This is a genomic window from Streptococcus sp. SPS1 (genome assembly GCF_030439915.1).
In the GTDB taxonomy this organism is placed as follows: domain Bacteria; phylum Bacillota; class Bacilli; order Lactobacillales; family Streptococcaceae; genus Streptococcus.
In genome coordinates, this window is the sequence record NZ_JAQFJG010000010.1 from 37,493 (window position 1) to 63,429 (window position 25,937).

At 40.0% G+C, this 25,937-nt stretch carries 23 protein-coding genes; 21 read left to right on the forward strand and 2 right to left on the reverse strand.

The genetic code is table 11. From position 1 onward, the window contains the following. Positions 1–64: 64 nt before the first annotated feature. Positions 65–613, reverse strand: coding sequence for an NADPH-dependent FMN reductase (locus tag PCY12_RS07910; RefSeq protein WP_049511968.1), 549 nt, complete (start codon positions 611–613; stop codon positions 65–67). Positions 614–1,002: 389 nt separating this feature from the next. On the opposite strand from PCY12_RS07910, the gene PCY12_RS07915 reads away from it, so the two are divergent. The 17 genes from PCY12_RS07915 (at position 1,003) to PCY12_RS07995 (ending at position 18,414) form a co-directional block, all read left to right on the forward strand. Then, on the forward strand, positions 1,003–2,199 hold the full coding sequence (locus PCY12_RS07915) for an MFS transporter (RefSeq protein WP_049511969.1): 1,197 nt from the start codon (positions 1,003–1,005) through the stop codon (positions 2,197–2,199). A gap of 292 nt (positions 2,200–2,491) precedes the next feature. After that, on the forward strand, positions 2,492–2,980 hold the full coding sequence (locus PCY12_RS07920) for a DUF5590 domain-containing protein (RefSeq protein WP_049512551.1): 489 nt from the start codon (positions 2,492–2,494) through the stop codon (positions 2,978–2,980). Continuing rightward, positions 2,977–4,164 carry a pyridoxal phosphate-dependent aminotransferase gene (locus tag PCY12_RS07925; protein WP_173213510.1) on the forward strand — a complete coding sequence of 396 codons (1,188 nt, stop codon included), beginning with the start codon at positions 2,977–2,979 and terminating at the stop codon, positions 4,162–4,164. Before PCY12_RS07920 ends, PCY12_RS07925 begins: the two co-directional genes overlap by 4 nt. After that, positions 4,157–4,522, forward strand: coding sequence for a VOC family protein (locus PCY12_RS07930; protein ID WP_042901328.1), 366 nt, complete (start codon positions 4,157–4,159; stop codon positions 4,520–4,522). Before PCY12_RS07925 ends, PCY12_RS07930 begins: the two co-directional genes overlap by 8 nt. A 19-nt stretch (positions 4,523–4,541) precedes the next feature. Further along, positions 4,542–5,885, forward strand: a complete 1,344-nt coding sequence (gene asnS / locus PCY12_RS07935) for an asparagine--tRNA ligase (protein ID WP_000167160.1) — start codon at positions 4,542–4,544, stop codon at positions 5,883–5,885. A 437-nt stretch (positions 5,886–6,322) separates the two neighbouring features. Then, positions 6,323–11,416 (forward strand): YSIRK-type signal peptide-containing protein, encoded by a 5,094-nt coding sequence (locus PCY12_RS07940; RefSeq protein ID WP_301352372.1) that lies wholly within the window; start codon positions 6,323–6,325, stop codon positions 11,414–11,416. 163 nt (positions 11,417–11,579) lie between these two features. After that, positions 11,580–11,870 carry a 30S ribosomal protein S6 gene (gene rpsF, locus PCY12_RS07945; RefSeq protein ID WP_001151785.1) on the forward strand — a complete coding sequence of 97 codons (291 nt, stop codon included), beginning with the start codon at positions 11,580–11,582 and terminating at the stop codon, positions 11,868–11,870. Positions 11,871–11,881: 11 nt separating this feature from the next. After that, the gene (gene ssbA, locus PCY12_RS07950; protein ID WP_000609606.1) at positions 11,882–12,352 is read left to right on the forward strand and encodes a single-stranded DNA-binding protein SsbA; all 471 of its coding nucleotides are present in this window, start codon (positions 11,882–11,884) and stop codon (positions 12,350–12,352) included. A 31-nt stretch (positions 12,353–12,383) separates the two neighbouring features. Beyond that, complete coding sequence (gene rpsR, locus PCY12_RS07955; protein ID WP_000068664.1) at positions 12,384–12,623, forward strand: 30S ribosomal protein S18; 240 nt, start codon at positions 12,384–12,386, stop codon at positions 12,621–12,623. A gap of 298 nt (positions 12,624–12,921) precedes the next feature. Beyond that, a complete protein-coding gene (locus tag PCY12_RS07960) occupies positions 12,922–14,322 on the forward strand; it encodes a bifunctional Cof-type HAD-IIB family hydrolase/peptidylprolyl isomerase (protein WP_301352375.1) in 1,401 nt (466 codons plus the stop codon). 1 nt (position 14,323) lies between these two features. Further along, positions 14,324–14,686 (forward strand): S1 RNA-binding domain-containing protein, encoded by a 363-nt coding sequence (locus PCY12_RS07965; RefSeq protein ID WP_000689605.1) that lies wholly within the window; start codon positions 14,324–14,326, stop codon positions 14,684–14,686. 52 nt (positions 14,687–14,738) lie between these two features. Continuing rightward, on the forward strand, positions 14,739–15,488 hold the full coding sequence (locus tag PCY12_RS07970; RefSeq protein WP_042901322.1) for a tRNA1(Val) (adenine(37)-N6)-methyltransferase: 750 nt from the start codon (positions 14,739–14,741) through the stop codon (positions 15,486–15,488). Further along, complete coding sequence (locus tag PCY12_RS07975; RefSeq protein WP_050390848.1) at positions 15,478–15,777, forward strand: GIY-YIG nuclease family protein; 300 nt, start codon at positions 15,478–15,480, stop codon at positions 15,775–15,777. The genes PCY12_RS07970 and PCY12_RS07975 overlap by 11 nt, the downstream gene beginning before the upstream one ends. Before the next feature lie 70 nt (positions 15,778–15,847). After that, the gene (locus PCY12_RS07980; protein WP_301352377.1) at positions 15,848–16,783 is read left to right on the forward strand and encodes a manganese-dependent inorganic pyrophosphatase; all 936 of its coding nucleotides are present in this window, start codon (positions 15,848–15,850) and stop codon (positions 16,781–16,783) included. A 209-nt stretch (positions 16,784–16,992) separates the two neighbouring features. Then, entirely contained in the window at positions 16,993–17,487 is a 495-nt protein-coding gene (locus PCY12_RS07985) for a YiiX/YebB-like N1pC/P60 family cysteine hydrolase (protein WP_301352379.1), read from the forward strand. Next, a complete protein-coding gene (locus PCY12_RS07990) occupies positions 17,471–18,121 on the forward strand; it encodes a DUF1803 domain-containing protein (RefSeq protein WP_301352380.1) in 651 nt (216 codons plus the stop codon). Before PCY12_RS07985 ends, PCY12_RS07990 begins: the two co-directional genes overlap by 17 nt. Positions 18,122–18,222: 101 nt before the next feature. Continuing rightward, positions 18,223–18,414 (forward strand): CsbD family protein, encoded by a 192-nt coding sequence (locus tag PCY12_RS07995; protein ID WP_301352382.1) that lies wholly within the window; start codon positions 18,223–18,225, stop codon positions 18,412–18,414. Between the two features lie 46 nt (positions 18,415–18,460). Here the strand turns inward: PCY12_RS07995 and PCY12_RS08000 are convergent, their stop codons facing one another. Further along, positions 18,461–19,906, reverse strand: a complete 1,446-nt coding sequence (locus tag PCY12_RS08000; RefSeq protein WP_301352384.1) for a UDP-N-acetylmuramoyl-L-alanyl-D-glutamate--L-lysine ligase — start codon at positions 19,904–19,906, stop codon at positions 18,461–18,463. A 105-nt stretch (positions 19,907–20,011) separates the two neighbouring features. On the opposite strand from PCY12_RS08000, the gene PCY12_RS08005 reads away from it, so the two are divergent. The 4 genes from PCY12_RS08005 to PCY12_RS08020 all read left to right on the forward strand — a co-directional run bounded on the left by PCY12_RS08005 (position 20,012) and on the right by PCY12_RS08020 (position 25,934). After that, the gene (locus PCY12_RS08005; protein ID WP_301352385.1) at positions 20,012–21,634 is read left to right on the forward strand and encodes a polysaccharide biosynthesis protein; all 1,623 of its coding nucleotides are present in this window, start codon (positions 20,012–20,014) and stop codon (positions 21,632–21,634) included. Positions 21,635–21,841: 207 nt separating this feature from the next. Next, positions 21,842–23,800: a peptide ABC transporter substrate-binding protein gene (locus PCY12_RS08010; RefSeq protein WP_301352387.1), complete on the forward strand. Its 1,959-nt coding sequence runs from the start codon at positions 21,842–21,844 to the stop codon at positions 23,798–23,800. Positions 23,801–24,219: 419 nt separating this feature from the next. Then, complete coding sequence (locus PCY12_RS08015) at positions 24,220–24,675, forward strand: hypothetical protein (RefSeq protein ID WP_301352389.1); 456 nt, start codon at positions 24,220–24,222, stop codon at positions 24,673–24,675. Positions 24,676–24,839: 164 nt separating this feature from the next. Continuing rightward, complete coding sequence (locus PCY12_RS08020) at positions 24,840–25,934, forward strand: cystathionine gamma-synthase (RefSeq protein WP_301352391.1); 1,095 nt, start codon at positions 24,840–24,842, stop codon at positions 25,932–25,934. Positions 25,935–25,937: the final 3 nt, after the last annotated feature.

Below are 25,937 nucleotides of genomic sequence, written 5' to 3' on the forward strand. Positions count from 1 at the left end.
AAAAGCGAACAAGCTAGTCTTCTGAGTGTCAGAAAAGTAGTCTTGTTCGCTTTTATTATATTAGTTACTTGATAGCATTAACCAAGTCTTCCGCTTGTTTTTCAAGTGAGTTTAGGACTGTTTCTTCAAGAACCAATTTTCCGTCTGCCCAGGCAGAGTCATTAACACGTACAGCAGTGAAATCACCAACGACTTGTGTACGGATAAATGGCAAGAGGTCTTTGTAGATAGCGAAGAGTTGATCGTGACCTGCATTGGCTACAGATGATACTGTGACAAACTTGTCTTGAAGGGCAGAAGCGCCGCGTGTATCAAACAAGTCAAGGGCACGAGATAGCCAGTCAAGCAAGTTCTTCACTGTTCCAGGGATAGAGAAGTTGTAGACTGGAGAGAAAATCCAGATGGCATCAGCAGCGAGAACCGCTTCACGAACAGCAGCTACAGCTGGGTGAGTTGGAACTTCCAAATCTTGGCTGAAGAGAGGAACAGATGAATAATCAAGGTAGCTAACTTCCGCTTTACCAGCAAGTGCTTTCTCAGCTTCGAGAGCCATTTGGTGGTTAAAAGAACCTTGACGTAGGGATCCGACGATAAATAATACTTTTTTAGACATGATGTGTCTCCTTTTTCTTAAATTTCCGAGAACTCTCTCGTTGTTATAAAATATATTACAACAAAAGAAAACACCTTGCAAGAAATTTGCTCAAAGATAAGTAAAACTATAAAATTGGCGAAACTCTAGTCACTTGCTACTGGAATGCATTTGATTTTCGAAGAGTATTCCAATATTCTCTTGTAATATGATGACATAAGTGCTAAAATAAACAGGAAAACTCGCAATAGAAACCGCAGAACAGCTATTTTCCGGTATCATTTCATAAATCATTAAAGGAATAATAATGGCATTGAAGAATGCTTCTAAAAAGGGGTGGAGATCATGTAAGGCAAAGATTAACAAGTGACGAATAAAAGAAATAATAATACACTTGTTAAGGAGAAAATATGTTAATAAGAAATTATCGGAAAAATATTGGCCTGATGGCCGGAGTTGAGTTTTTTGCATTTTTAGGGATTACCAGTTTTTGGATTCTCTTTCTCAGTCAAAACGGAATGTCTCTTTGGCAGATTGGACTTCTGGAAAGTATTTTTCATACGACCAGTCTTCTCTGTGAAATTCCATCTGGTATGTTAGCTGACCGCTATTCCTATAAGACCAACCTTTATTTAAGTCGTATAGCAGGGATTGTATCTTCTATTCTTATGTTGGCTGGGCAGGGAAATTTTTGGATTTATGCACTAGCTATGGCTGTGAGTGCCTTGTCTTATAATTTTGATTCAGGAACAAGCGCAGCAATGGTTTATGATTCAGCTGTAGAGGCTGGACTAAAGGAGCGTTATCTATCCATTTCAAGCTTCCTATCAGGAGTGTCAGAAGGAACTCGGTCTTTGGGAACAGTGTTGGCAGGATTTTTTGTCCATGGCCAATTGCACCTGACCTACTATATCATGATTGCGACTTCTATCATAGTTCTTTTCCTGATTTGGATGCTGAAAGAACCTAGTGTCAAGCTAGAAAAAGCTGATAGTGTGACGATGAAACAGATTATTTGGACTGTTAAGGATGAGTTGAAGCGAAATCCCATGCTGTTCAACTGGATGATTTTGTCTCAGATTGTCGGAACACTCATGTGCATGTTTTATTTTTACTATCAAAATCAGTTACCAGATTTAAGTGGTTGGCAAATTTCAGCAGTTATGCTACTTGGTAGTCTCTTAAATATCGTCGCAGTCTATCTAGCGAGTAAGATTGGAAAGAACTATGCTGCCTTGAAGCTTTTCCCTATCCTCGTGCTGCTGACTGGCGTCACCTATATGTTATCCTACTTTGGAACACCTCTAATCTATATTTTGATTTATTTGATTAGTAATGCTCTATATGCTCTTTTTCAGCCCATTTTTGACAACGATTTGCAAGAGCGCCTTCCAAGTGAAGTAAGGGCAACCATGTTGAGTGTCTACTCTATGATGTTTAGCCTGAGTATGATTGTCTTCTTCCCACTGACAGGCTGGTTGATTGACCATTTAGGCTTTGTAGTAACATTTCTTTATCTAGGATTCTTTTTAGTCATGATTAGCCTTCTATTGCCTGTATTTTTAGGAAAAATGGCTAAAAGAATAGATGATAAAATAATTCCATAGATTAAAAGAACTTACGAAAACTTGAGTGCCAAGCTCAGGTTTTTTAATAGGTTGATTTTGGAGCTGTCTTTACTTTTCTTGCTCGGTTTTAACTAAGAAAAATCTGTTTGCTTTGAAGGGAGAAATAGAATTGGTTTCTTATACTCAATGAAAATTAAAGAGCAAACTAGGAAGCTAGCCGCAGACAGTACTTGGGTACGGCAAGGCGAAGCTGACGTGGTTTGAATTTGATTTTCGAAGAGTATTCTTATATTCACTTGTAATAAAGCAAGATAGATGGTAAAATAGACGAGTGAAAAAAAGACAAAATAAAGCAAAAAATAATCTACTGTGGCAGTATGGTCTAGGGATGACGATTTTGTTTGTGGTTATCAGTGCTTCCTTTCTGTATCTAGTGTTTCTGAGTATGAAACCTTATCAAACAGCTAAAAGTGAAGGAGAAAAATTAGCTCAGCAGTATGCAGGATTAGAGCAGGCTGATCAGGTTGACTTATACAATGGCTTGGAATCTTATTACAGCGTTCTTGGTCGTAATAAAAAACAAGAAGCACTTGCTGTCCTGATTGGGAAAGATGACCATAAGATCTACGTTTATCAGCTAAATCAAGGTGTTTCACAAGAAAAAGCAGAAGCGGTTTCTAAGGAAAAAGGAGCCGGCGAGATTGACAAGATTACCTTTGGCCGTTATCAAGATAAGCCAATCTGGGAAGTCAAGTCAGGATCTGATTTTTATCTAGTAGATTTTGAAACAGGAGCATTGGTCAATAAGGAGGGCCTATGAAACTATCCAATCGTGTTTTAGAAATGGAAGAAAGTGTGACTCTGGCTAGTGATGCGAGAGCAAAAAAATTAAAAGCTCAAGGTAAGGATGTCCTTTTCTTGACCTTGGGACAACCAGATTTTCACACTCCTGAAAATATTCAGGATGCAGCAGTTAAAGCTATTCGAGAAGGACAGGCTTCCTTCTATACAGTAGCTTCAGGTCTACCAGAATTAAAAGCTGCGGTGAACACCTACTTCGAGCGCTACTATGGCTATTCTGTCGCAAGTAATGAGGTTACCTTTGCTACCGGTGCTAAGTTCTCACTCTATACTTTCTTTATGGCTGTGGTCAATCCAGGTGATGAAGTCATCATCCCAACTCCATATTGGGTCAGCTATGGAGATCAGGTCAAGATGGCAGAAGGGATTCCAGTTTTTGTTCAAGCTAAAGAAGACAATGATTTTAAAGTTACGGTGGATCAACTAGAACTAGTTAGGACAGATAAGACAAAGGTTTTGGTTCTTAATTCACCATCTAATCCGACTGGTATGATTTATACTCGTGAAGAATTACTAGCTATCGGAAATTGGGCAGTTGAGCATGACATTCTGATTTTAGCTGATGATATATACGGTCGCCTTGTTTATAATGGAAATGACTTTGTTCCAATCTCAAGTCTATCAGAAGCAATTCGTAAGCAAACCATTGTTATCAACGGTGTATCTAAGGCCTATGCCATGACGGGTTGGCGAGTTGGTTATGCGGTAGGTGATCCTGAAATCATTGCAGCTATGAGTAAATTGACGGGACAAACAACTTCTAACCTAACTGCTGTTTCACAATATGCAACCATCGAAGCCCTAATTGGACCGCAAGATTCTGTGGAAGTTATGCGCCAGGCTTTTGAGGAACGTCTCAATACCATTTATCCGCTATTATGTGAGGTTCCTGGTTTTGAAGTCGTTAAGCCACAAGGAGCCTTCTATCTCTTTCCAAATGTCAAAAAAGCTATGGAGATGAAAGGTTATAGCGATGTAACAGCATTTACAACGGCTATTCTTGAAGAAGTTGGTCTAGCCTTGATTACAGGAGCAGGATTCGGAGCACCAGAAAATGTGCGCCTCAGTTATGCGACAGACCTAGACACGCTTAAAGAAGCAGTTAAACGCTTGAAAGCATTTATGGGTAGTGAGAATGATTGATCATTTTGAAATTAAGGTAAAGGATTTACAAATTTCAGAAGGATTTTATAGGAGTTTTCTCGCTCCTTTGGGCTATAAATTGGCTTTTAAGACCACTTCTCTAATCAGTTTTCTTGCCCCAAACAGCCCTCATCCTGGTGGTGATTTTTGGCTGGCTCAGGGGAAGCAAAATCCTATTCACTTTGCTTTTTTAGCAGAAAATAAGGAAGAGGTTCAAGCTTGTTATGAGGCTGGTTTAGAGGCAGGTGGGCGAGACAATGGAGCTCCTGGTTATCGCAGTGAGCAACCGATTTACTACGCTACTTTTGTGATTGATCCAGATGGGAACAATATAGAAGTGGTTTGCCATAAAGAATAAAAAAGAAAAAGGAAAAACAATGACAAAACGTGTAACGATTATTGATGTAAAAGACTATGTTGGTCAGGAAGTGACGATTGGTGCTTGGGTTGCCAACAAATCAGGAAAAGGAAAAATCGCTTTTTTGCAATTGCGTGATGGAACAGCTTTCTTCCAAGGTGTAGCCTTTAAACCAAACTTTGTAGAAAAATTTGGTGAAGAAGTAGGACTTGAGAAGTTTGATGTCATCAAACGCTTGAGCCAAGAAACTTCTGTTTATGTGACAGGAATTGTTAAAGAAGACGAACGTTCTAAATTTGGTTATGAGTTGGACATTACAGACATCGAAGTGATTGGTGAATCTCAAGACTACCCAATTACACCAAAAGAACACGGAACAGACTTCTTGATGGACAACCGTCACTTGTGGCTTCGTTCTCGTAAGCAAGTGGCCGTGATGCAAATCCGTAACGCTATTATCTATGCAACTTATGAGTTCTTCGACAAGAACGGTTTCATGAAATTTGATAGCCCAATCCTTTCAGGAAACGCGGCAGAAGATTCAACTGAACTCTTTGAAACAGACTACTTTGGCACGCCAGCCTACTTGAGCCAATCGGGTCAGCTTTACTTGGAAGCAGGAGCTATGGCTCTTGGTCGTGTCTTTGACTTTGGTCCAGTATTCCGTGCTGAAAAATCAAAAACACGCCGTCACTTGACTGAGTTTTGGATGATGGACGCAGAGTACTCCTACTTGACACATGATGAGTCGCTTGACTTGCAAGAAGCTTATGTGAAAGCTCTTCTTCAAGGTGTTCTTGACCGTGCGCCTCAAGCCTTGGAAACCTTGGAACGTGATACAGAGCTCTTGAAACGCTACATTGCAGAGCCATTTAAACGTATCACTTATGATCAAGCCATTGATCTCTTACAAGAGCATGAAAATGATGAAGATGCTGACTACGAGCATCTTGAGCATGGCGATGACTTTGGTTCACCACACGAAACTTGGATTTCAAACCACTTTGGTGTGCCAACATTTGTCATGAACTACCCAGCAGCCATCAAGGCCTTCTACATGAAACCAGTTCCTGGAAATCCAGAGCGCGTACTTTGTGCAGACTTGCTTGCTCCAGAAGGCTATGGAGAAATTATCGGTGGGTCTATGCGTGAGGAAGACTATGATGCCCTTGTCGCTAAGATGGATGAACTTGGCATGGATCGTACAGAGTACGAATTCTACCTTGACCTTCGTAAATACGGTACAGTTCCACACGGTGGATTTGGTATCGGTATCGAACGTATGGTCACCTTCGCAGCGGGAACAAAACACATCCGTGAAGCCATTCCATTCCCACGTATGTTACATCGTATTAAACCATAAGAATAGGAAAACGCCATGTGGCGTTTTTTTATAGAAATCTCTGGAAGCGAAAGGAAATATTATCAGGTATAGTGGATTGAAATAAGACAAAAGCGGGTTTTTGCCCAGCCTTTAGTGCTCTTAGAGTTCGAGTCATAGCTAATCTTCTGAAGGTTTTAACAAATAATACTCTTCGAAAATCTCTTCAAACCACGTCAGCGTCGCCTTACCGTACTCAAGTACAGCTTGCGGCTAGCTTCCTAGTTTGCTCTTTGATTTTCATTGAGTATAAGAAGAAAATTTTAGATTTTTAGTTACGTCATAATGTTTGATTTGTAGATAAAAAAAGAGTATAATAAATTAAGCCCATTTAAAATATGCTACGATATTTTAGGGGGGCTTTTTATTTGCCTTCTCAAAACATATTAACAGATAATCATTACAAAAGGAGTGTAGCAATGTTTAAGAATAAAGGCGTACATGCTCGTTCACAAGTGGAAAAATTTACACGTTATAGCATTCGTAAGGTTAGTTTTGGGGTAGCTAGTGTAGCTGTAGCTACAGGATTGTTTTTCTTAGGTGGGGGCAGCGTTCAAGCTAATTCTCCAGTAGTTCCAGCTAGACCAGAAGTAGGTGCTGAAGGAGGAGTACAGGGAGAGAGTGAATCGCTCTCACTTTCAAAAGTGAATGACAATACACTAGCTAGTGAAAGTTCGACAGACTCAGAAATGGAACCGGCGGCATCAGTTCCAGAGGTGCCAGCAACTGTGGAACCACAACCAGAAACAGCAATTGAAGCGTCAGAAGTTACAAAGGTTGATACAAGCAAATTGGGAGTTGCTATTGCTCGTATGCAATCAGCTCTTGAAAAAGCAGGCGTATCTGAAAAGACTGCCGCAACAATCGAAAATGCTAAGGAAGAACTAGCTAAGGCTCAAACCTTCCTATCAAATGAAAAAGCAACACAAGAAGAAGTAGATAAAGCTACGCGAGAATTAAAAAACAAAGCTTTCGTTATTGAAAGTATGCCAAAAGCAGAAAAGAAGGAAGCAAACAATAATCAAGACTCGCGTAATGGACAAGTGATTCCTGGAAAAGGGGAAAGTGGGTTTAGAGCGGCTACAGGTGCTCAAGAAACTCCGCTTGCAGATGTAGCAAGAGTATCAGATGATGAACTGACAAAAGCTAAACAAGAATTACAAGGTGAAATTACAAAACTTACGGCTAAAATCTCTACTGAGGAAGCAAAGGGAGAGGGTGAGATAGATAAAGAATTTGTTGAACTTTTGAACACGATTAAGACTAAGTCAGAAACTATTTATAACGTAGAAATAGCTAGTCTAACAACTGAAAAAGAAAAGCATGCTGCTCTCCAAAAGCTAAAAGCTCAAAAAGATACTCTTCGTTATTATCAATCAGGTAAAGTTGATTGGGGTGCACCAATCAATAATAATGCTGTTAGATTTGGGAATAATAATGAAACAGGTGTTTTTGCAAATTTAAAGGAAGGTTTTGGTGAACAGAACTTCTCTAGTGCTATTAGTAAACAAAAAGATAGTGGGGATCAACAATTAGGTCCAGATACTAATAGTCCGAATGTTGGTTCAGCTACATATCATTGGAAGGAACTAGAACTTACCAGAGAACAGGCAGCAGATGGCACCAAGCTAAATGGTTGGAAATTAACAAATAATACAGAAAAGGTGACTCTAGTAAAAGGAGAATCCCCTACCAATATCACCCCTAAACCTAACCAAACCTACACTCCGAAATCTGCTAAGCTATATAGCAATAATGATAAAGTAACAGCCACTGGTGGACAAAATAGACCTAATGCAGGTGGTGGTATGTTATCTGGGTTAATTTCTGCAGAGGACATGAAAAAAGTGGGATTAGGAAGGGTTGATAGAGACTATTACTTAGAGTTAGGGAAGAAAGGTAATGGAATTTATCGAGATGTGGATGTTAACCCTAACTCTCTGCTCTTTGTGAATGTTTTACATAATGGAGCTTATGGACCACTTGCTCTACCATCAGAAGGAGAAAATGTTAAATTAACAATAGTAGATGCTTATACTGGTCAAAAACTAACGGAATTGAAGCGTAAAAGTGGAAATTCACAAACGGAGTTTGAGCAAAATCCTGGGAGTGTGGGAAATGGTTGGCGAAATTTACTTCGTGCTGTCCATATCCCAGAGGGAACTACAAAAGTTCGTGTGACTGTTGAAGCAGGAAGTCCAGGACAAACCAACAAAACACTTGGCAATAACCCTATCGAAGATGGTTATATCATTGGAGGTATCGGGATTGCTACAGGTCCAGCCGTTAATATTTCAACTAATATCACTAGTGAAAAGAAATCTGGGAAATATGGGTTTACCGATGATGCTATATATGGTAAAAAACAAACAGGAACAATTGATTTAAACATACGAAACTTAGGTGGAGCGTCTATCACTGGATTCCAAACAAAATATAAAGTAACGATTAAAGTACCGAAAGGTGTTGTACTTGGCTCACTAGGTACGCCAAGTGGTAGGCTAGATTTGAATACTGCTAACGGACAGTCTGCTTGGGAACTAAATAATACATGGACAAGTGATTTTAGATTTGATAAAATTAAGTCAGAGCTAAGTTTTCTTGTTGATTCTTCAAAAAGAGGGATTATAGCTGGAGATAATCGTAAATCAGACTTTATTGTTAAAATTCCATTTGAAACAACAGCAGATTATGTGGGTAGTTCTACCTTTGAAGTTTCAGGTCAAAATGGATTTCCAGGAGATGATAGTTTGGGAAATGTTCTCCATAGATATGGAAATAATGATTCCAATTTTTATGATGTTTCAGAAAATGTCAATGCTCCAAGTCTTAAATATTCAAATGAACCGAACTACAAATATAAAAAGACCTTGTATATCGATTCATTTACTGATGTTGATAAAATCACTGTTCCAGTCGGAACTAGTTTAGATAAGATCAAGGAGCTATCTAAATCAAAAGCGAAAGAAACGATTGAATCAGAAGAATACAAGAGAAAACTGGATGAAACTAATGCTACGGCTACTCTAGATGATCAAGGAATGTCTACGGGAGTTGTTGCTACTGACGTAGCGAAAGAGAATGCCGGTGTTATAAAAGTGCCAGTAGTTCATAGTCGAGATGGAAAAAATTATAAAAATACTGTAGATATAGAAGTAAATGTAGTGAAATCAACTACCAATAAGTTAGTAGTATTCGAAGGAGACAAGATTACTGATGACCAAGTGAAATCTTCTGTTACATCAGCAACAATTAATACTAAAACTGGAGTGGTGAATAATCCTAATGAAGCAGATGTGATTAATACAACAGGAAAAGCTGGGGAAGCAGGACTTAAGATTCCTACAACTATCACACATGAAATAAATGGAACAAACATTAATGAAACTGTTGAAGTACCAGTGACTGTCTTACCAAAAGCAACTGGTGAAGTAGAAGTACACAAAGGAGCCTCAGTAGATAAAGTAAAAGAAGTTGCTAAAACAAAAGCAACAGCATTAGTAGAAGCAGCAGACTTCAAAGGGAAATTACCAGCAGGAGCAACAGTAACAGTTGGGGATATAACAGAAGAAGTAGCAGCAACTCTAACAAATGAAAAAGGTACAAACAAAGGTGTTGTAAATGTACCAGCTACTTATACAGTAGATGGAACAGAATACCCTACAACAGTACCAGTAACGATTAACGTATTAGGTTCAGAAACAAAACCAGTCTACACTGTAGAAGGAACAAAACCAGATGCAAACAAAGTAAAAGATGCTGTAACACCGGGTACTGGAGGAAAGGTAAATGAACCAAAAGCAACTGATTTACCAGAAACAACAGGTAAAGCAGGAGTAACGGATATAACTGTTCCAACTACAGTAACGTATCCAACAGGAGATGAAACTGTAAATGTCCCTGTAACAGTATTACCAAAACCAGCACCAAAAGGGGTTACGGTCTTAAACGGTACACCAAATGAAACTTTAATTGATGCGATTCGAGCAAACGTAAAAAAAGCAATAGATGGCTTGACAAATGTTCCTGAAGGTGTAACTCCATTTGTAACGAACGATGCTATTGTCACTCCAAAAACTGATAAAAATGGACAACAAACTCCAGCTACTGTTACAGTTAAATACAGAGATAATAGTGGAAAAGTTATTGATGACATTTCAGTTGACGTCGACGTTCCAATCAATGTAGTTGGTTCAACTTCAACATCTAAAGTTGTATTTGAAGGAGATGAATTAACAACCAAGGATATAACTGACGCTGTCACTCCAGGGGAAAATGGAATGAAAGGTGTGCCCAAAGATTTAGCAAAAGATATTACAGCTAAACCAGGTGTGAAAGAAGTCACAGTTCCGGTTACTTACACAGATCAAAATGGAGTAACTTTAACAGAACCAGTAAAAGTCAAAGTAATAGTTTTACCAAAACCAACACCAAAAGGAATTTTTGTTGCCAAAGATAGCGATAAGGAAAAAGCTAAAGAAAAAGCTCTTGCTAAAGCGAAAGAAGCTATTGTGGATCGTGCTTTCAAAGGACAACTTCCAGGAAATGTTACGAATGTAAGTATTGATGAGAATGTGGCAAGTCCAGATTTATCAGATGATACTGATGTAAATGTTACTGTGAAGTATACTGTTGACGGGGAAGAAAAAACAACGGTTATTAAAGTCCCTGTAACTGTTGTAGAGGGTGTTCCTCAAATCGTTCCAGTGGATGAAAACAATAAACAACCAAATCCAGAAAACAGTATTGATAAAACGGAATACCCAGAGGGTTCAACATTTGAGTATAAAACTCCTGTAGATACCACAACCCCAGGCGAAAAAGATGTAGTCGTTGTTGCTAAAGACGGAGATGATACACTTGTTGAAGTTCCAGCTAAGGTTAAAGTAGTGGAAGGAAAAGCACAAGTGGTATCTAAAGGTGTAGTGCCAAATCCTAAGAAAAATATCAATCCATCTGATTATCCAGAAGGTGTGGTATTTGAATATAAAGATAATCCAGACACAAGTACAACTGGAGATAAAAAAGTTATTGTTGTTGTTAAGCGAGGGGATAAAGTCTTGGTGGAAGTACCAGCAATTGTTACAGTTGTTGAACAAAATCTAACACCGTCACCATTAACTCCAAACGTTAAAATAGTGACTCGTTTTATTGATGAAAATGGTAAAGATATTTCAACATCAGAGGAAGGTGTTAAAAAATCTAAAGTTGTTGAAGGATATGAGTTTACAAAAACTACGATAGATGAAAATGGCAATAAAGTTCATCATTATAAGAGAGTGGTGACACCGCAACATTTTGATACAGAAGTTCCTGAAACTCCGTCTCAGCACTCCCAATCGGCTCAACCAAGCACTCCAAGCCAACCTGCTGTTCCAACACCTAAATATGTTGATGGTCAAAAAGAATTGCCTAACACAGGTACAGAAGCTAACGCTAGCCTCGCAGCGCTTGGACTTCTTGGAGTCCTAGGTGGATTTGGACTTCTTGCTCGCAAGAAAAAAGAAGACTAAAAACTCATAGTTTTTGAGAAGATGATTCGTCATCTTCTTTTTTTATTTCAGAGTTTTTACTTGCGTAAAAAAATTTTTTCTAGTATAATAGTTTATTGTGAGCGAACCTCACTTACCCCTTGCAAAGTCTTGGGGTCATTAGACCAAAAGGAGGAACATATCAATGGCTAAATACGAAATTCTTTATATCATTCGTCCAAACATTGAAGAAGAAGCTAAAAACGCTTTGGTAGCACGTTTTGACTCTATTTTGACTGACAACGGTGCAACTGTTGTTGAATCAAAAACTTGGGAAAAACGTCGTCTTGCATACGAAATCCAAGATTTCCGTGAAGGACTTTACCACATCGTTAACGTTGAAGCAAATGACGATGCAGCTCTTAAAGAGTTTGACCGTCTTTCAAAAATCAACGCTGACATTCTTCGTCACATGATCGTCAAAATTGACGCGTAAGAAGGTAAACTATGATTAACAATGTTGTACTTGTAGGGCGCATGACACGTGACGCTGAGTTGCGTTATACCCCATCAAATGTAGCAGTTGCGACTTTTACTCTTGCAGTAAACCGTACATTTAAGAGTCAAAATGGCGAACGTGAGGCTGATTTTATCAATGTCGTTATGTGGCGCCAACAGGCTGAGAACCTTGCTAATTGGGCTAAAAAAGGCTCACTTATCGGGGTGACAGGTCGTATCCAGACTCGTAGTTACGATAACCAGCAAGGACAACGTGTCTACGTGACAGAGGTCGTGGCTGAGAATTTCCAAATGTTGGAAAGCCGTAGTGTGCGTGAGGGTCACACAGGTGGAGCTTACTCTGCCCCAACTGCAAACTATTCAGCACCTACAAATTCAGTACCAGACTTTTCACGTGATGAAAATCCATTCGGAGCAACAAATCCATTGGATATTTCAGATGATGATTTACCATTCTAATGGACAACTAAAATTATAAAGGAGAAAAAACATGGCTCAACAACGTCGTGGCGGATTCAAACGCCGTAAAAAAGTTGATTACATCGCAGCAAACAAAATTGAATATGTTGATTACAAAGATACTGAGCTTCTTAGCCGTTTCGTTTCAGAACGTGGGAAAATCCTTCCTCGTCGTGTAACAGGAACTTCAGCTAAAAACCAACGTAAAGTAACAACAGCTATCAAACGCGCTCGCGTAATGGCTTTGATGCCTTTCGTAAACGAAGATTAAAAAAGAGGTCCGGGTGGACCTCTTTTTCACGAGCCTTGAAATGAGAGAGCGATTTTGGGTCCAGTGGACCTCTTTTTCATGAGCTTTGAAATGAGAGAGCGAGTTGGGTCTGGGTGGACCTCTTTTTCATGAGTTCGGAAATAAGGAAGCGAATTAAGACCCCGACGGACCGCTTTTTCATAAACATTTCTTCTTTTCTTATCCAAAAAATTAAAATAAAATGGGAATTTCTTTGAAAATAGGGGATTTAGCTACTTTATGGTATAATGGAAAGAGTTAGATTGAAAGAGGTAGTGAGATGGATGCCAAATTAAGATATAAGGCAAAGAAGATCAAGATTGTCTTTTTTGATATTGATGATACATTGCGGAATTCCAAGACAGGTTTTATTCCGGCTTCAATCCCAGCTGTTTTTAAGCAATTACGTGAGAAAGGAATTTTGACAGGTATTGCTTCTGGACGAGGGATTTTTGGTGTCGTGCCAGAGATTCGTGATCTCAAGCCTGACTTTTTTGTAACTTTGAATGGGGCTTATATCGAAGATAAAAAAGGTCAGGTTATTTATCAACATCAGATCGAGAAGTCAGATGTTGAGGAGTATATCTCTTGGGCTAAGCAAGAAGGAATTGAGTATGGTTTGGTTGGGAGTCATGATGCCAAGTTGTCGACTCGCACCGATATGATTAGTGAAGCTATTAATCCAATTTATCCTGATTTAGATGTGGATCCAGATTTTCATGAGAAAGAAGACATCTATCAAATGTGGACTTTTGAAGATAAAGGAGATGACTTGCACTTGCCTGAGAGTCTCTCAGACAAACTTCGCATGGTTCGTTGGCATCAACATTCGTCTGATATTGTTCCGATTTCAGGCTCCAAAGCGACGGGCGTGGAAAAGGTTGTGGAACACCTTGGCTTGAAACCAGAGAACGTCATGGTTTTTGGAGATGGGCTCAACGACTTGGAACTCTTTGATTATGCTGGAATCAGCGTTGCAATGGGAATTTCTCATGATAACATCAAAGAAAAAGCAGATTATATTACAAAAACATTAGAAGAAGATGGCATTTTTGATGCCTTAGAAGGATTTGGTATGGTAGAAAAAGAATTGCATTTCCCACAAGTAGATATTGAATCAGTAGAAGGTCCTATCGCGACTATTAAGACCAATCACGGAGACTTGCGTATTAAGCTCTTCCCTGAACATGCTCCTAAAACAGTAGCTAACTTTGTAGCTCTATCAAAAGATGGTTACTATGATGGAGTCATTTTCCACCGTATTATCAAGGACTTTATGATCCAAGGTGGAGATCCAACTGGAACTGGTATGGGTGGCGAGTCAATCTACGGCGAATCATTTGAGGATGAATTCTCAGAAGAACTTTACAATATCCGTGGTGCCCTTTCCATGGCCAATGCTGGTCCAAATACCAACGGCAGCCAGTTCTTTATCGTCCAAAACCAACACCTGCCTTATTCTAAGAAAGAAATTGCTCGTGGTGGTTGGCCAGAACCGATCGCAGAAATCTATGCCAACCAAGGTGGGACACCTCACCTAGACCGTAGACACACGGTTTTTGGTCAGTTAGCTGATGAAGCATCTTACGCAGTCTTGGATGATATTGCTGCTGTTGAGACAGGGGCTATGGACAAGCCAGTTGAAGATGTTGTGATTGAAACAATTGAAATCGAGGACTAAGATGAAAATCGGTGATAAACTAAAGGGCCGTATTACAGGGATTCAGCCCTACGGTGCTTTTGTTGAGCTAGAGACGGGTGATACGGGGCTGATTCACATTTCAGAGATTCGGACAGGCTTTATTGAAAATATCCAAGAAGCCTTGAAAGTCGATGAAGAGGTTCAAGTTCAAGTAGTGGATTTAGATGAATTTACAGGGAAAGCTAGTCTTTCTATCCGCACTTTGGAGGAAGAAAAGCACCAATTTCCGAGACGGCGACGCTTTTCAAGCGACCGCTTTAACTACGGCTTTGCGCCTCTTAAACGAATGATGCCAATTTGGACCAAGGAAGCCCTTCAACATTTGAAGAATCAGAAGCACTAGTTAGAAATTTCTATCTTTTGTAATGTTAATATAAATTTGCTATAATAAGAACATGGAAGAAGAACAATTATTAAAATCAGGAGAGCGCATTAACCAGCTCTTTTCGACAGATATCAAAATCATTCAAAATAGAGAGGTTTTTAGCTATTCGGTGGATAGTGTTCTCTTGTCACGTTTTCCACGTTTTCCTAAAAAGGGCTTGATTGTGGATTTCTGCGCTGGGAATGGAGCAGTGGGGCTATTTGCTAGCACTCGTACTCAGGCACAGATTTTGGCTGTTGAGATTCAGGAGCGTTTGGCGGATATGGCTGAACGCTCTGTCCGTTTGAATGGTTTGGAAGAGCAGATGCAGGTCATCTGTGATGATTTGAAAAATATGCCTGCTTACATTCAGGGAAGTAAGGTGGATATGATTTTGTGTAATCCGCCCTATTTTAAGGTGGATCCTCATTCAAACCTGAACGAGAGCGAACATTATCTCTTGGCGCGACATGAAATCACGACCAATTTGCAGGAAATCTGTCGTAGTGCCCAGAGTATTCTCAAGTCTAATGGACGGTTGGCTATGGTTCATCGTCCTGACCGACTCTTGGACATTCTGGATATGTTGCAACGGCATAATCTAGCCCCTAAGCGCCTGCAGTTTGTTTATCCAAAGCGGGAAAAAGAAGCCAATATGCTCTTGATTGAGGCTATCAAGGATGGCTCGACAAGCGGCTTTAAGGTCTTGCCACCTCTCATTGTCCACAATGATGATGGCTCTTACACGCCGGAACTCGAAGAGATTTATTATGGATCATAAGGCTTATATGTATGTGCTTGAGTGCCGTGATGGTTCCTACTATACGGGTTATACGACTGATGTGAGAAAACGCCTCGCTGTCCACAATAGTGGGAAGGGAGCCAAATATACACGAGCACGCTTGCCAGTCAAACTTATCTATGCTCAAGGTTTTGCCAGTAAGGAAGAAGCCATGTCAGCTGAAGCCCTTCTCAAGCGCAAGAAGAGGCCACAGAAGGAGCAATTTTTATCTGAAAATCAAGATAGAAATTTACTTAGTTATTTTGAAGAGTGGCGGGGAGTCCTTTGACTCCTCTTACTTTTGTCAAAAAGCGAAAAAAATGCTACAATAAAGAGAATAAACAAAATGAGGTATTATCATGTCTAAGATTCTAGTATTTGGTCACCAAAATCCAGACTCAGATGCCATCGGGTCATCTGTAGCTTTTGCCTACCTTGCAAAAGAAGCTTACGGTTTGGATACGGAAGCTGTTGCCCTTGGAACTCCAAATGAAGAAACAGCCTTTGTCTTGAACTATTTTGGTGTGGAAGCACCGCGTGTTATCACTTCTGCTAAAGCAGAAGGTGCAGAGCAAGTTATCCTGACTGACCACAATGAATTCCAACAATCTGTATCAGATATCGCTGAAGTAGAAGTCTATGGTGTGGTGGACCACCACCGCGTGGCTAACTTTGAAACTGCAAGCCCACTTTACATGCGTTTGGAGCCAGTTGGGTCAGCTTCTTCAATCGTTTATCGTATGTTCAAAGAACATGGTGTAGCTGTGCCTAAAGAGATTGCTGGTTTGATGCTTTCAGGTTTGATTTCAGATACTCTTCTTTTGAAATCACCAACAACACACCCAACAGATACAGTCATCGCTCCAGAATTGGCTGAATTAGCTGGTGTAAACTTGGAAGAGTATGGTTTGGCTATGTTGAAAGCTGGTACAAACTTGGCTAGCAAATCTGCTGAAGAATTGATTGACATCGATGCTAAGACTTTTGAATTGAACGGAAATAATGTCCGTGTTGCCCAAGTGAACACAGTTGACATCGCTGAAGTTTTGGAACGTCAAGCAGAAATTGAAGCTGCAATGCAAGCTGCTAACGCAGCAAACGGCTACTCTGACTTTGTCTTGATGATTACAGATATCATCAACTCAAACTCAGAAATCTTGGCTCTTGGTGCTAACATGGACAAGGTCGAAGCGGCTTTCAACTTCAAACTTGAAGACAACCACGCCTTCCTTGCTGGTGCCGTTTCACGTAAGAAACAAGTGGTACCTCAATTGACTGAAAGCTTTAATGCTTAAGATTTTGAGTGTTAATTCAAATTAGAACAGGCTAGTTTGCCTTATATCGAAAGGAGTTTCGGCTCCTTTTTTTCTAGGAGTGAAGCACGTTAGAAAATGGAGATTTGATACTCAATGAAAATCAAAGAGCAAACTAGGAAGCTAGCCGCAAGCTGTACTTGAGTACGGTAAGGCGACGCTGACGTGGTTTGAAGAGATTTTCGAAGAGTATGATTTTTGTGAGAGATGAGTCAGATATAGGACAGGCTATCCAGATTTCAACAGGTAACTATAGCCATGTTGCCATTTATTTGGATGGGATGATTTATCATGCTAGTGGAAAATTTGGTGTTATCTGTCAAGAACCAGCAGATTTCTTTGAGTCCAATCATTTGTACGATCTTTATATCTACCCAGAAATGGATATCCAGTCGGTGAAGGAAAAAGCTTGCAAACATCTTGGAGCACCTTATAATGCTTCTTTCTATCCAGATGGAGCTGGTTTTTACTGTTCCCAGTATATGGCAGAAATTCTCCCCATTTTTGAAACCATTCCCATGAAATTTGGGGATGGGGAGCAGGAGATTAGTGATTTTTGGAGAGAGTATTATAGAGAACTAGGTCTGCCTGTTCCTCTGAACCAAGCTGGGACCAATCCCAGTCAATTGGCAGCATCGCCTCTGTTAGAAAGTAAAGAAAGGAATCTTCATGATTCAGATTTTTAATCCATCTCGTTTGACGAGACAGCCATTTTTTGGAGAATTGATCCGCTATCTGGACCAGCATGATGATGTGATTTTACGGGAAATTAAGGCCAAGTTTCCAGATGTAGCAGTTGACAAACTCATGGAAGAGTATATAAAGGCTGGCTTGATTCTACGGGAAAATAAGCGTTATTACCTCAATCTTCCTATGCTTGAGTCACTTGATAGTCTCGAACTGGATCAAGAGATTTTTGTCAAAGAAGATAGTCAGGTCTATCAAGCCTTGTTGGAGCAGAGTTTTGAGACGGAGTTGCGCAATCAAACTAATGCAGCTATTTTAGTTGAAATGACGGACTTTGCGCGAACTAAAATGACTCTTTCCAATTATTTCTACAAGGTCAAACATCAGTATCCTTTGACAGAAAAACAGCAGGAGCTCTATGACATTTTGGGAGATGTCAATCCTGAGTATGCTCTCAAGTATATGACGACTTTTTTGTTGAAATTTCTCAAAAAAGACCAGCTTATGCAGAAACGCCGTGATATCTTTGTGGACAGTTTAGTTGTCCTAGGTTATATTATCCAAAATGAAGATGGAAAGTATGAGTTGGCTGTCGATTTTGATAAGGACAGATTAACTTTCTACTTGGCATGATTTCTTGTTTCTGAGCACATTGTTTGACTTTCCTTAGTATTCGGTATAAACTATATGTAACCGGTAACACATATCGGAATAAAACTAAAGGAGACAATCATATGTCACTTGAAAACAAATTGGAACAAGCAACAGGCGCTATCAAAGAAGGATTTGGTAAAGTTACTGGGGATAGCAAAACTGAAGTAGAAGGTGCTGTAGAAAAGACAGTTGCTAAGGCAAAAGAAGTAGTTGAAGATGCTAAAGGTGCTGTAGAAGGTGCCGTTGAAGGTTTGAAAAACGCTTTTAAATAAAGATAGAAAAAATCAAGGGTTTCATTTCCCTTGATTTTTTACTATCTTATAAATAATTTTCTGCGACAGCTGCATCTCCTGGATAGGCTTCTTTCTTGCCTTGGACGATTTGGTAGCAATCAGCTCCCTTACCAGCAATAATGACAGCATCTAATTCTTGATTTGTGATAGCCATAGCTGCCTTGATGGCCTCTTGGCGATCCGCAATTTTTTCAACAGGATGATTGATGTAGCTACTGATTTCATCTGCAATGACCATTGGGTCTTCATAGTTGGGGTCATCAGCAGTCAGAAAGACTTGAATTTCAGGATGTTGATTAAGGAGGAGGCCAAAGTCCTTACGACGGCTTTCTCCCTTGTTTCCTGTCGAACCCAGAACCAGAGCAATTTTTCCAGTTTGATGAGTTTCAACCACATTGATGAGTTTTTTCAGACTATCCCCATTGTGGGCGTAGTCGATGAAGACCTTGGCTCCATTTTTCTGAGTGAGGACTTCCATGCGACCAGGAACGCGGGTTGCAGCGATTCCTTTTTTGATGTCCTCAAGACTAGCTCCGAGACGGAGGCAAGCAAGCCCAGCAGCAACGGCATTTTCTTGGTTGAAGTGACCAATCAGTTGGATATCATAGTCACTAGCCAGTTTACCCGTAGCTGAAAAGCTAAAGGCTTTGGAATTCTTGATTTGGTTGCTCGACTGACTACCGTAGAAATCATGGTCTTGATCTGCCACTTGTTCTTTCAAGACAGAAAAGTGGTCCATGTCACTGTTAATGATGACTGCTCGGCTATTTTTCATCAAGAGACGCTTGTGGTAGAAGTAGTCTTCAAAGCTAGGGTGTTCAATCGGGCCGATATGGTCTGGACTGATATTGAGGAAAACTCCCACATCAAAGGTTAGACCATAGACACGTTTGACCAGATAGGCTTGACTGGAGACCTCCATGATGAGGTGGGTACGGTTATTTTGCACGGCTTGATTCATCATGTCAAAGAGGTCAATGCTTTCAGGGGTTGTCAACGCTGACTTAAAGAAAGTCTTGCCATCTAGAGTTGTGTTCATAGTCGACAACATTGCAGGTCGGTGACTTTGAGATAAGATGTTGTAAGCGAAATAGGCTGCTGTTGTCTTACCCTTAGTACCAGTAAAGGCAAGGAGTTTGAGTTTTTCCTGTGGATTTCCATAAAATTCCATAGCTACCAAACTCATGACTTTCTTGATATCACTGACGATGATAGCAGGAATACCAACCTCATAGTCCTTTTCAGCCACATACCAACCGAGGCCTTGAGAGATAGCTGAAAGCAGAAATTCCTTCTTAAAGGCAGCACCCTTGACGAAAAAGAGGCTCTTTTCTTTAGCCTTGCGACTGTCATAGCAGATGGTGTCAAATACGACATGACTGTAGTTGTAGTGATAGTGTCCTTGGTCGATAATCTCGCGGAAGAGACCATCTTTCTTTAATATATCTAATACGGTTTCAATCTTAATCATACTTTCTATTGTAAACCGAAAGTCGTAAATTTACAAGTAACAAGGAAAAGTTTATAATGGAAGATAAGGAGTTTTTCCTAGTTATCAAAATTGAATGAGGAATCTATGTCGCACGAAAACAATCACCAGCAGGCCCAGATGTTACGGGGGACTGCTTGGTTAACGGCTAGTAACTTTATTAGTCGCCTACTCGGGGCTATTTATATTATTCCATGGTACATCTGGATGGGGTCTTATGCGGCTACGGCAAATGGTCTCTTTACCATGGGTTACAATATCTATGCTTGGTTCTTGCTGGTTTCAACAGCAGGGATTCCAGTTGCGGTGGCCAAGCAAGTTGCCAAGTATAATACCATGCGAGAAGAGGAGCATAGCTTTGCCCTGATTCGGAGCTTTTTAGGATTTATGACAGGACTAGGCCTGGTTTTTGCTTTAGTCTTGTATGTCTTTGCTCCTTGGCTAGCAGACTTGTCGGGTGTAGGCAAAGACTTGATCCCAATCATGCAAAGCTTGGCTTGGGGAGTCTTGATTTTCCCATCTATGAGTGTTATCCGAGGATTTTTCCAAGGAATGAATAACCTCAAACCTTATGCCATGAGCCAAATCGCTGAGCAGGTCATTCGTGTTATCTGGATGCTCTTAGCAACCTTTATCATTATGAAGCTCGGTTCAGGAGATTACCTAGCAGCCGTTACCCAATCGACCTTTGCGGCCTTTGTCGGCATGGTAGCTAGTTTTGCAGTTTTGGTCTATTTCCTTGCTCAAGAAGGTTTACTCAAAAGAGTCTTTGAAACGAGGGATAAGATTAACAGCAAGCGTCTTTTGGTTGATACCATTAAGGAAGCTATTCCTTTTATCTTGACAGGGTCTGCCATCCAGCTTTTCCAGATTCTGGATCAGATGACCTTTATCAATAGTATGAGTTGGTTTACCAACTACAGCAACGAGGACTTGGTTGTCATGTTTTCTTATTTCTCAGCCAATCCTAATAAAATCACTATGATTTTGATTTCTGTAGGGGTTTCAATTGGGGGTGTCGGTTTACCACTTTTGACGGAAAACTATGTCAAGGGGGACTTGAAGGCAGCTTCTCGTCTCGTTCAGGACAGCATTACCATGCTTTTTGTATTCCTGCTACCAGCAACGGTTGGAGTGGTTATGGTAGGAGAACCTCTTTATACAGTCTTTTATGGCAAGCCAGATAGTTTGGCTATGGGCTTGTTTGTCTTTGCAGTTTTGCAGTCTACTATTTTAGGCTTGTACATGGTCTTGTCTCCAATGCTTCAGGCCATGTTCCGCAACCGCAAGGCAGTTCTCTATTTTATCTATGGTTCCATTGCCAAGCTGGTCTTGCAAATACCTACCATTGCTCTCTTCCACAGTTATGGTCCTTTGATTTCCACAACCATCGGTCTTATCATTCCTAACGTCTTGATGTATCGGGACATTTGTCAAGTAACCGGTGTCAAGCGCAAGGTGATTTTGAAGCGAACCATTTTAATCAGTTTGTTGACCCTTGTTATGTTCATCGGTGTCGGTGCCATCCAGTGGATTTTAGGATTTGTCTTCCAACCAAGTGGACGTTTGTGGAGCTTCCTTTATGTAGCCCTTGTAGGTGCCATGGGTGGAGGAGTTTACGGAGTCATGAGTCTCCGTACCCGTTTGTTAGATAAGGTGATTGGAAAAGCCCAAGCAGATCGCTTGCGAGCAAAATTAAAAATTTCTTAAAAAAATAATTTATAAATAAAATGAATAAGTTGAGTTTTTTAAAAATCAAAACACTCTCTTATTCATTTTTTATTGTTAGAATTGAATATGAAATGTAAAACAGAGAATAAATAACGAAAGTAATTGAATTTTATGTCAAAAAACACTTGACTAAAAAGTAGTTAGTTTGTATAATAAAACAAATATTTAAATCAGGAGGTTCTGGAGATGAAAAAGTCTAAAGCCAAGTATGCAGCACTTGCAGGTGTCGTGTTAAGTGCAGGTATTTTATTAAGCGCGTGTGGAAATTCTAGCACAGCATCAAAAACATACAATTATGTTTACTCAAGTGATCCATCTAGTTTGAACTATCTAGCAGAAAACCGTGCAACAACAAATGATATTGTGACCAACCTGGTAGATGGTCTTATGGAAAATGACCAATATGGGAACTATGTTCCATCCTTGGCTGAGGATTGGACTGTTTCTAAGGACGGTTTAACCTATACCTACAAACTTCGTAAGGATGCTAAGTGGTTTACTTCTGAGGGAGAAGAATATGCACCTGTAACTGCTCAGGATTTTGTAACCGGTTTGCAATATGCAGCTGATAAAAATTCAGAAGCCTTGTATCTAGTGCAGGACTCTGTTGCAGGTTTGGATGACTATATCACTGGGAAAACAAGCGACTTTTCAACTGTCGGAGTCAAGGCACTTGATGACCAAACGGTTCAATACACCTTGGCTCGACCAGAACCTTACTGGAACTCAAAAACAACCTCAACCATTCTTTTCCCAGTCAATGCAGATTTCTTGAAATCAAAAGGGGATGATTTTGGGAAGGTAGACCCTGCTAATATTTTGTACAGTGGACCTTTCTTGATGAAAGCTTTTGTTTCAAAATCTGTCATCGAATACAAGAAAAATCCTAACTACTGGGATGCTAAAAATGTCTTTGTAGATGATGTCAAATTGACCTACTATGATGGTAGTGACCAAGACGCTCTTGTTCGTAACTTTACAGACGGAGCCTATAGCTACGCTCGTCTCTATCCGAATAGTTCAAGTTATGAAGGAATTAAAGAAAAATACAAAGATGATATCGTCTATAGCATGCAAGATGCCACTTCTTACTTCTTAAACTTTAATCTGGATAGACAATCTTATAAATTCACTTCCAAGACAAGTGATGCTGAAAAGAAATCGACTCAAGAAGCGGTTCTTAATAAAAACTTCCGTCAAGCTATTAATTTTGCCTATGATCGGACAGCTTACGGGGCTCAATCTCAAGGAGAAGATGGTGCAACTAAGATTTTGCGTAACTTGGTTGTTCCTCCAAACTTCGTAAGTATCAAGGGAAAAGACTTTGGTGAAGTAGTGGCTTCTAAGATGGTCAATTATGGTAAGGAATGGCAAGGAATCAACTTCGCGGATGCCCAAGATCCATACTACAATCCAGAGAAAGCCAAAGCCAAATTTGCAGAAGCTAAGAAAGAATTAGAAGCTAAGGGGGTAACATTCCCTATCCACTTAGATAAAAATATAGAGTTGACCAATAAGGCTGAAATTCAAGGAATCAATTCCATGAAGCAATCAATTGAGTCTGTCTTAGGTGCAGAAAATGTTGTGATTGATGTCCACCTACTTTCTACAGAGGACTATGATAGTTCAGGTTATCTAGCTCAAACAGCTGCGCAAAAAGACTACGATCTCTACAATGGTGGTTGGAGTGCGGACTATCTTGATCCATCTAGCTATCTTGATATCTTTAGTGTCAAGAATGGTGGGGTTCTACAAAATCTTGGACTAGAGCCTGGTGAAGCCAATGACAAGGCTAAGGCGGTTGGACTGGATGTCTATACTCAAATGTTGGAAGAAGCTAATAAGGAGCAAGACCCAGCCAAACGTTATGAGAAATATGCTGATGCCCAAGCTTGGTTGGTGGATAGCTCTCTAGCAATTCCAAATGTTTCACTTGGTGGAACACCAACATTGAGAAAAATCGTTCCTTTCTCAACACCATATTCATTGGCTGGTAATAAAGGGGTTGAATCCTATAAATACCTCAAATTACAAGATAAGACAGTCACAACAGACGAATATGAAAAAGCCAAAGAAAAATGGCTGAAAGAAAAAGAAGAATCCAATAAAAAAGCCCAAGAAGAATTGGCAAAACATGTCAAATAGGGATTTTTCAAGAAAAACGATGGTTTCTAAGGAAGCTGTCGTTTTTTAATAGAATGATGGTAAATTTGGAAGAAAAGTGCATATACTCAATGAAAATCAAAGAGCAAACTAGGAAGCTAGCTGCAGGCTGTACTTGAGTACGGCAAGGCGAAGCTGACGTGGTTTGAATTTGATTTTCGAAGAGTATTACATTTTTTAGATTGTTTATTAGATGTATGTTATAATGAATATAACAAAAACGTGAGACGATATTTTCGAAAATCGACCCAATGTTGATTGAAGTATGCACATGCTAGGATGATTTAATAGGAGGGATGCTGTCTACTGGAAAAGTAAGATAAAATGTAACTAATGATAAGTTCTTCTTTGAGTGAAGAGTTCTTATCTACCTATTTACTAATCGTTATGGAGGTATCATCATGGGCGCTATTATGGAGTTTGCAACAGAAAAACAGATTGAATCATTTCTCTCAACTTGCCACATTGAAGGGCAAAAGAATTTTCTGATGGCTTTCAAGAAAAAGACATGGTTGAAATCCTTTATTGATTTTTTCATTATAGGTGGTTCCTACTATGTTCAGTCGAGTGTGAAGCCTAAGATTCTGGCATTCACACCTAAGGGAATCTACTTGATGGACATCAGTGATGTAACAGAAAATCGTTCTAATCAAGTCGTAGAGATGCCTTGGAATCAAGTTAAAGATTTTACTTATAAGCCAGTCTTGAATACAGTTAGGCTGAACTGGAACTATCAAAATGAAGCCTATATTTTTTCCGTGGATGTCGGTCAGCTTAGTCAGCGTGTGGGGCAGTATCAATTTAACAAAGAGCATTATGACTATTTAGCCCAACAGGATTTCTTTCGGTCTAAGTAAGGCCTAGCAATCATCGTTACAAAAGAATCTGGAAGCTTTTCTGGATTCTTTTTAGCTTTACTCGATAAGTCTATAGTTTGAAACTATAACTAGCTCTTGAAAAGAAGAAAATGAGTTGATGAAAATAAGTGGTACAATAGTTACTATAGATTTGGAGGTATTGTATGAGCAAGGAATTACACATTAACACAATTTTGGCCCAGGCGGGTATTAAGTCAGATGAAGCGACAGGTGCATTGGTGACACCGCTTCATTTTTCAACGACCTATCAGCATCCAGAGTTTGGTCGATCTACTGGATTTGACTATACGCGCACCAAAAACCCAACTCGTAGTAAGGCAGAAGAAGTCTTGGCAGCTATTGAGTCAGCAGACTATGCCCTAGCAACTAGCTCAGGAATGTCAGCAATTGTATTGGCCTTTAGCGTCTTTCCAGTAGGAAGTAAGGTCTTGGCTGTCCGTGACCTTTACGGTGGTTCTTTCCGCTGGTTCAATCAAGTGGAGCAGGAAGGCCGTTTCCATTTTACCTATGCCAATACAGAAGAAGAGTTGATTGCCGAGTTAGAAAAGGACGTGGATGTTCTCTATATCGAAACTCCAACCAATCCCTTGATGTTGGAATTTGATATTGAAAAACTAGCAAAATTGGCTCATGCTAAGGGTGCCAAAGTGGTGGTGGACAATACCTTCTACAGTCCTATCTACCAACGCCCAATTGAAGATGGAGCAGATATCGTTCTTCATTCAGCAACCAAGTATCTGGCAGGTCACAATGATGTCTTGGCTGGGGTGGTTGTGACCAATAGTTTAGAACTATACGAGAAACTCTTTTACAATCTCAATACGACAGGGGCAGTCTTGTCTCCATTTGACAGCTATCAATTGATTCGTGGTCTCAAGACCTTGTCTCTTCGTATGGAGCGCTCAACAGCCAATGCTCAAGAAGTAGTTGCATTTTTGAAGGATTCTTCAGCAGTTAAGGAAGTTCTCTACACTGGTCGTGGAGGCATGATTTCCTTTAAAGTAGCGGATGAAACACGCATTCCTCATATCTTGAATAGTCTCAAGGTCTTCTCTTTTGCGGAAAGTTTGGGTGGAGTGGAAAGTCTCATTACCTATCCAACGACGCAAACCCACGCTGATATTCCAGCAGAAGTGCGCCATTCTTATGGTTTGACAGATGACCTCTTGCGCTTGTCAATTGGGATTGAGGATGCTAGAGATTTGATTGCAGATTTGCGCCAAGCCTTGGAAGGATAAGAC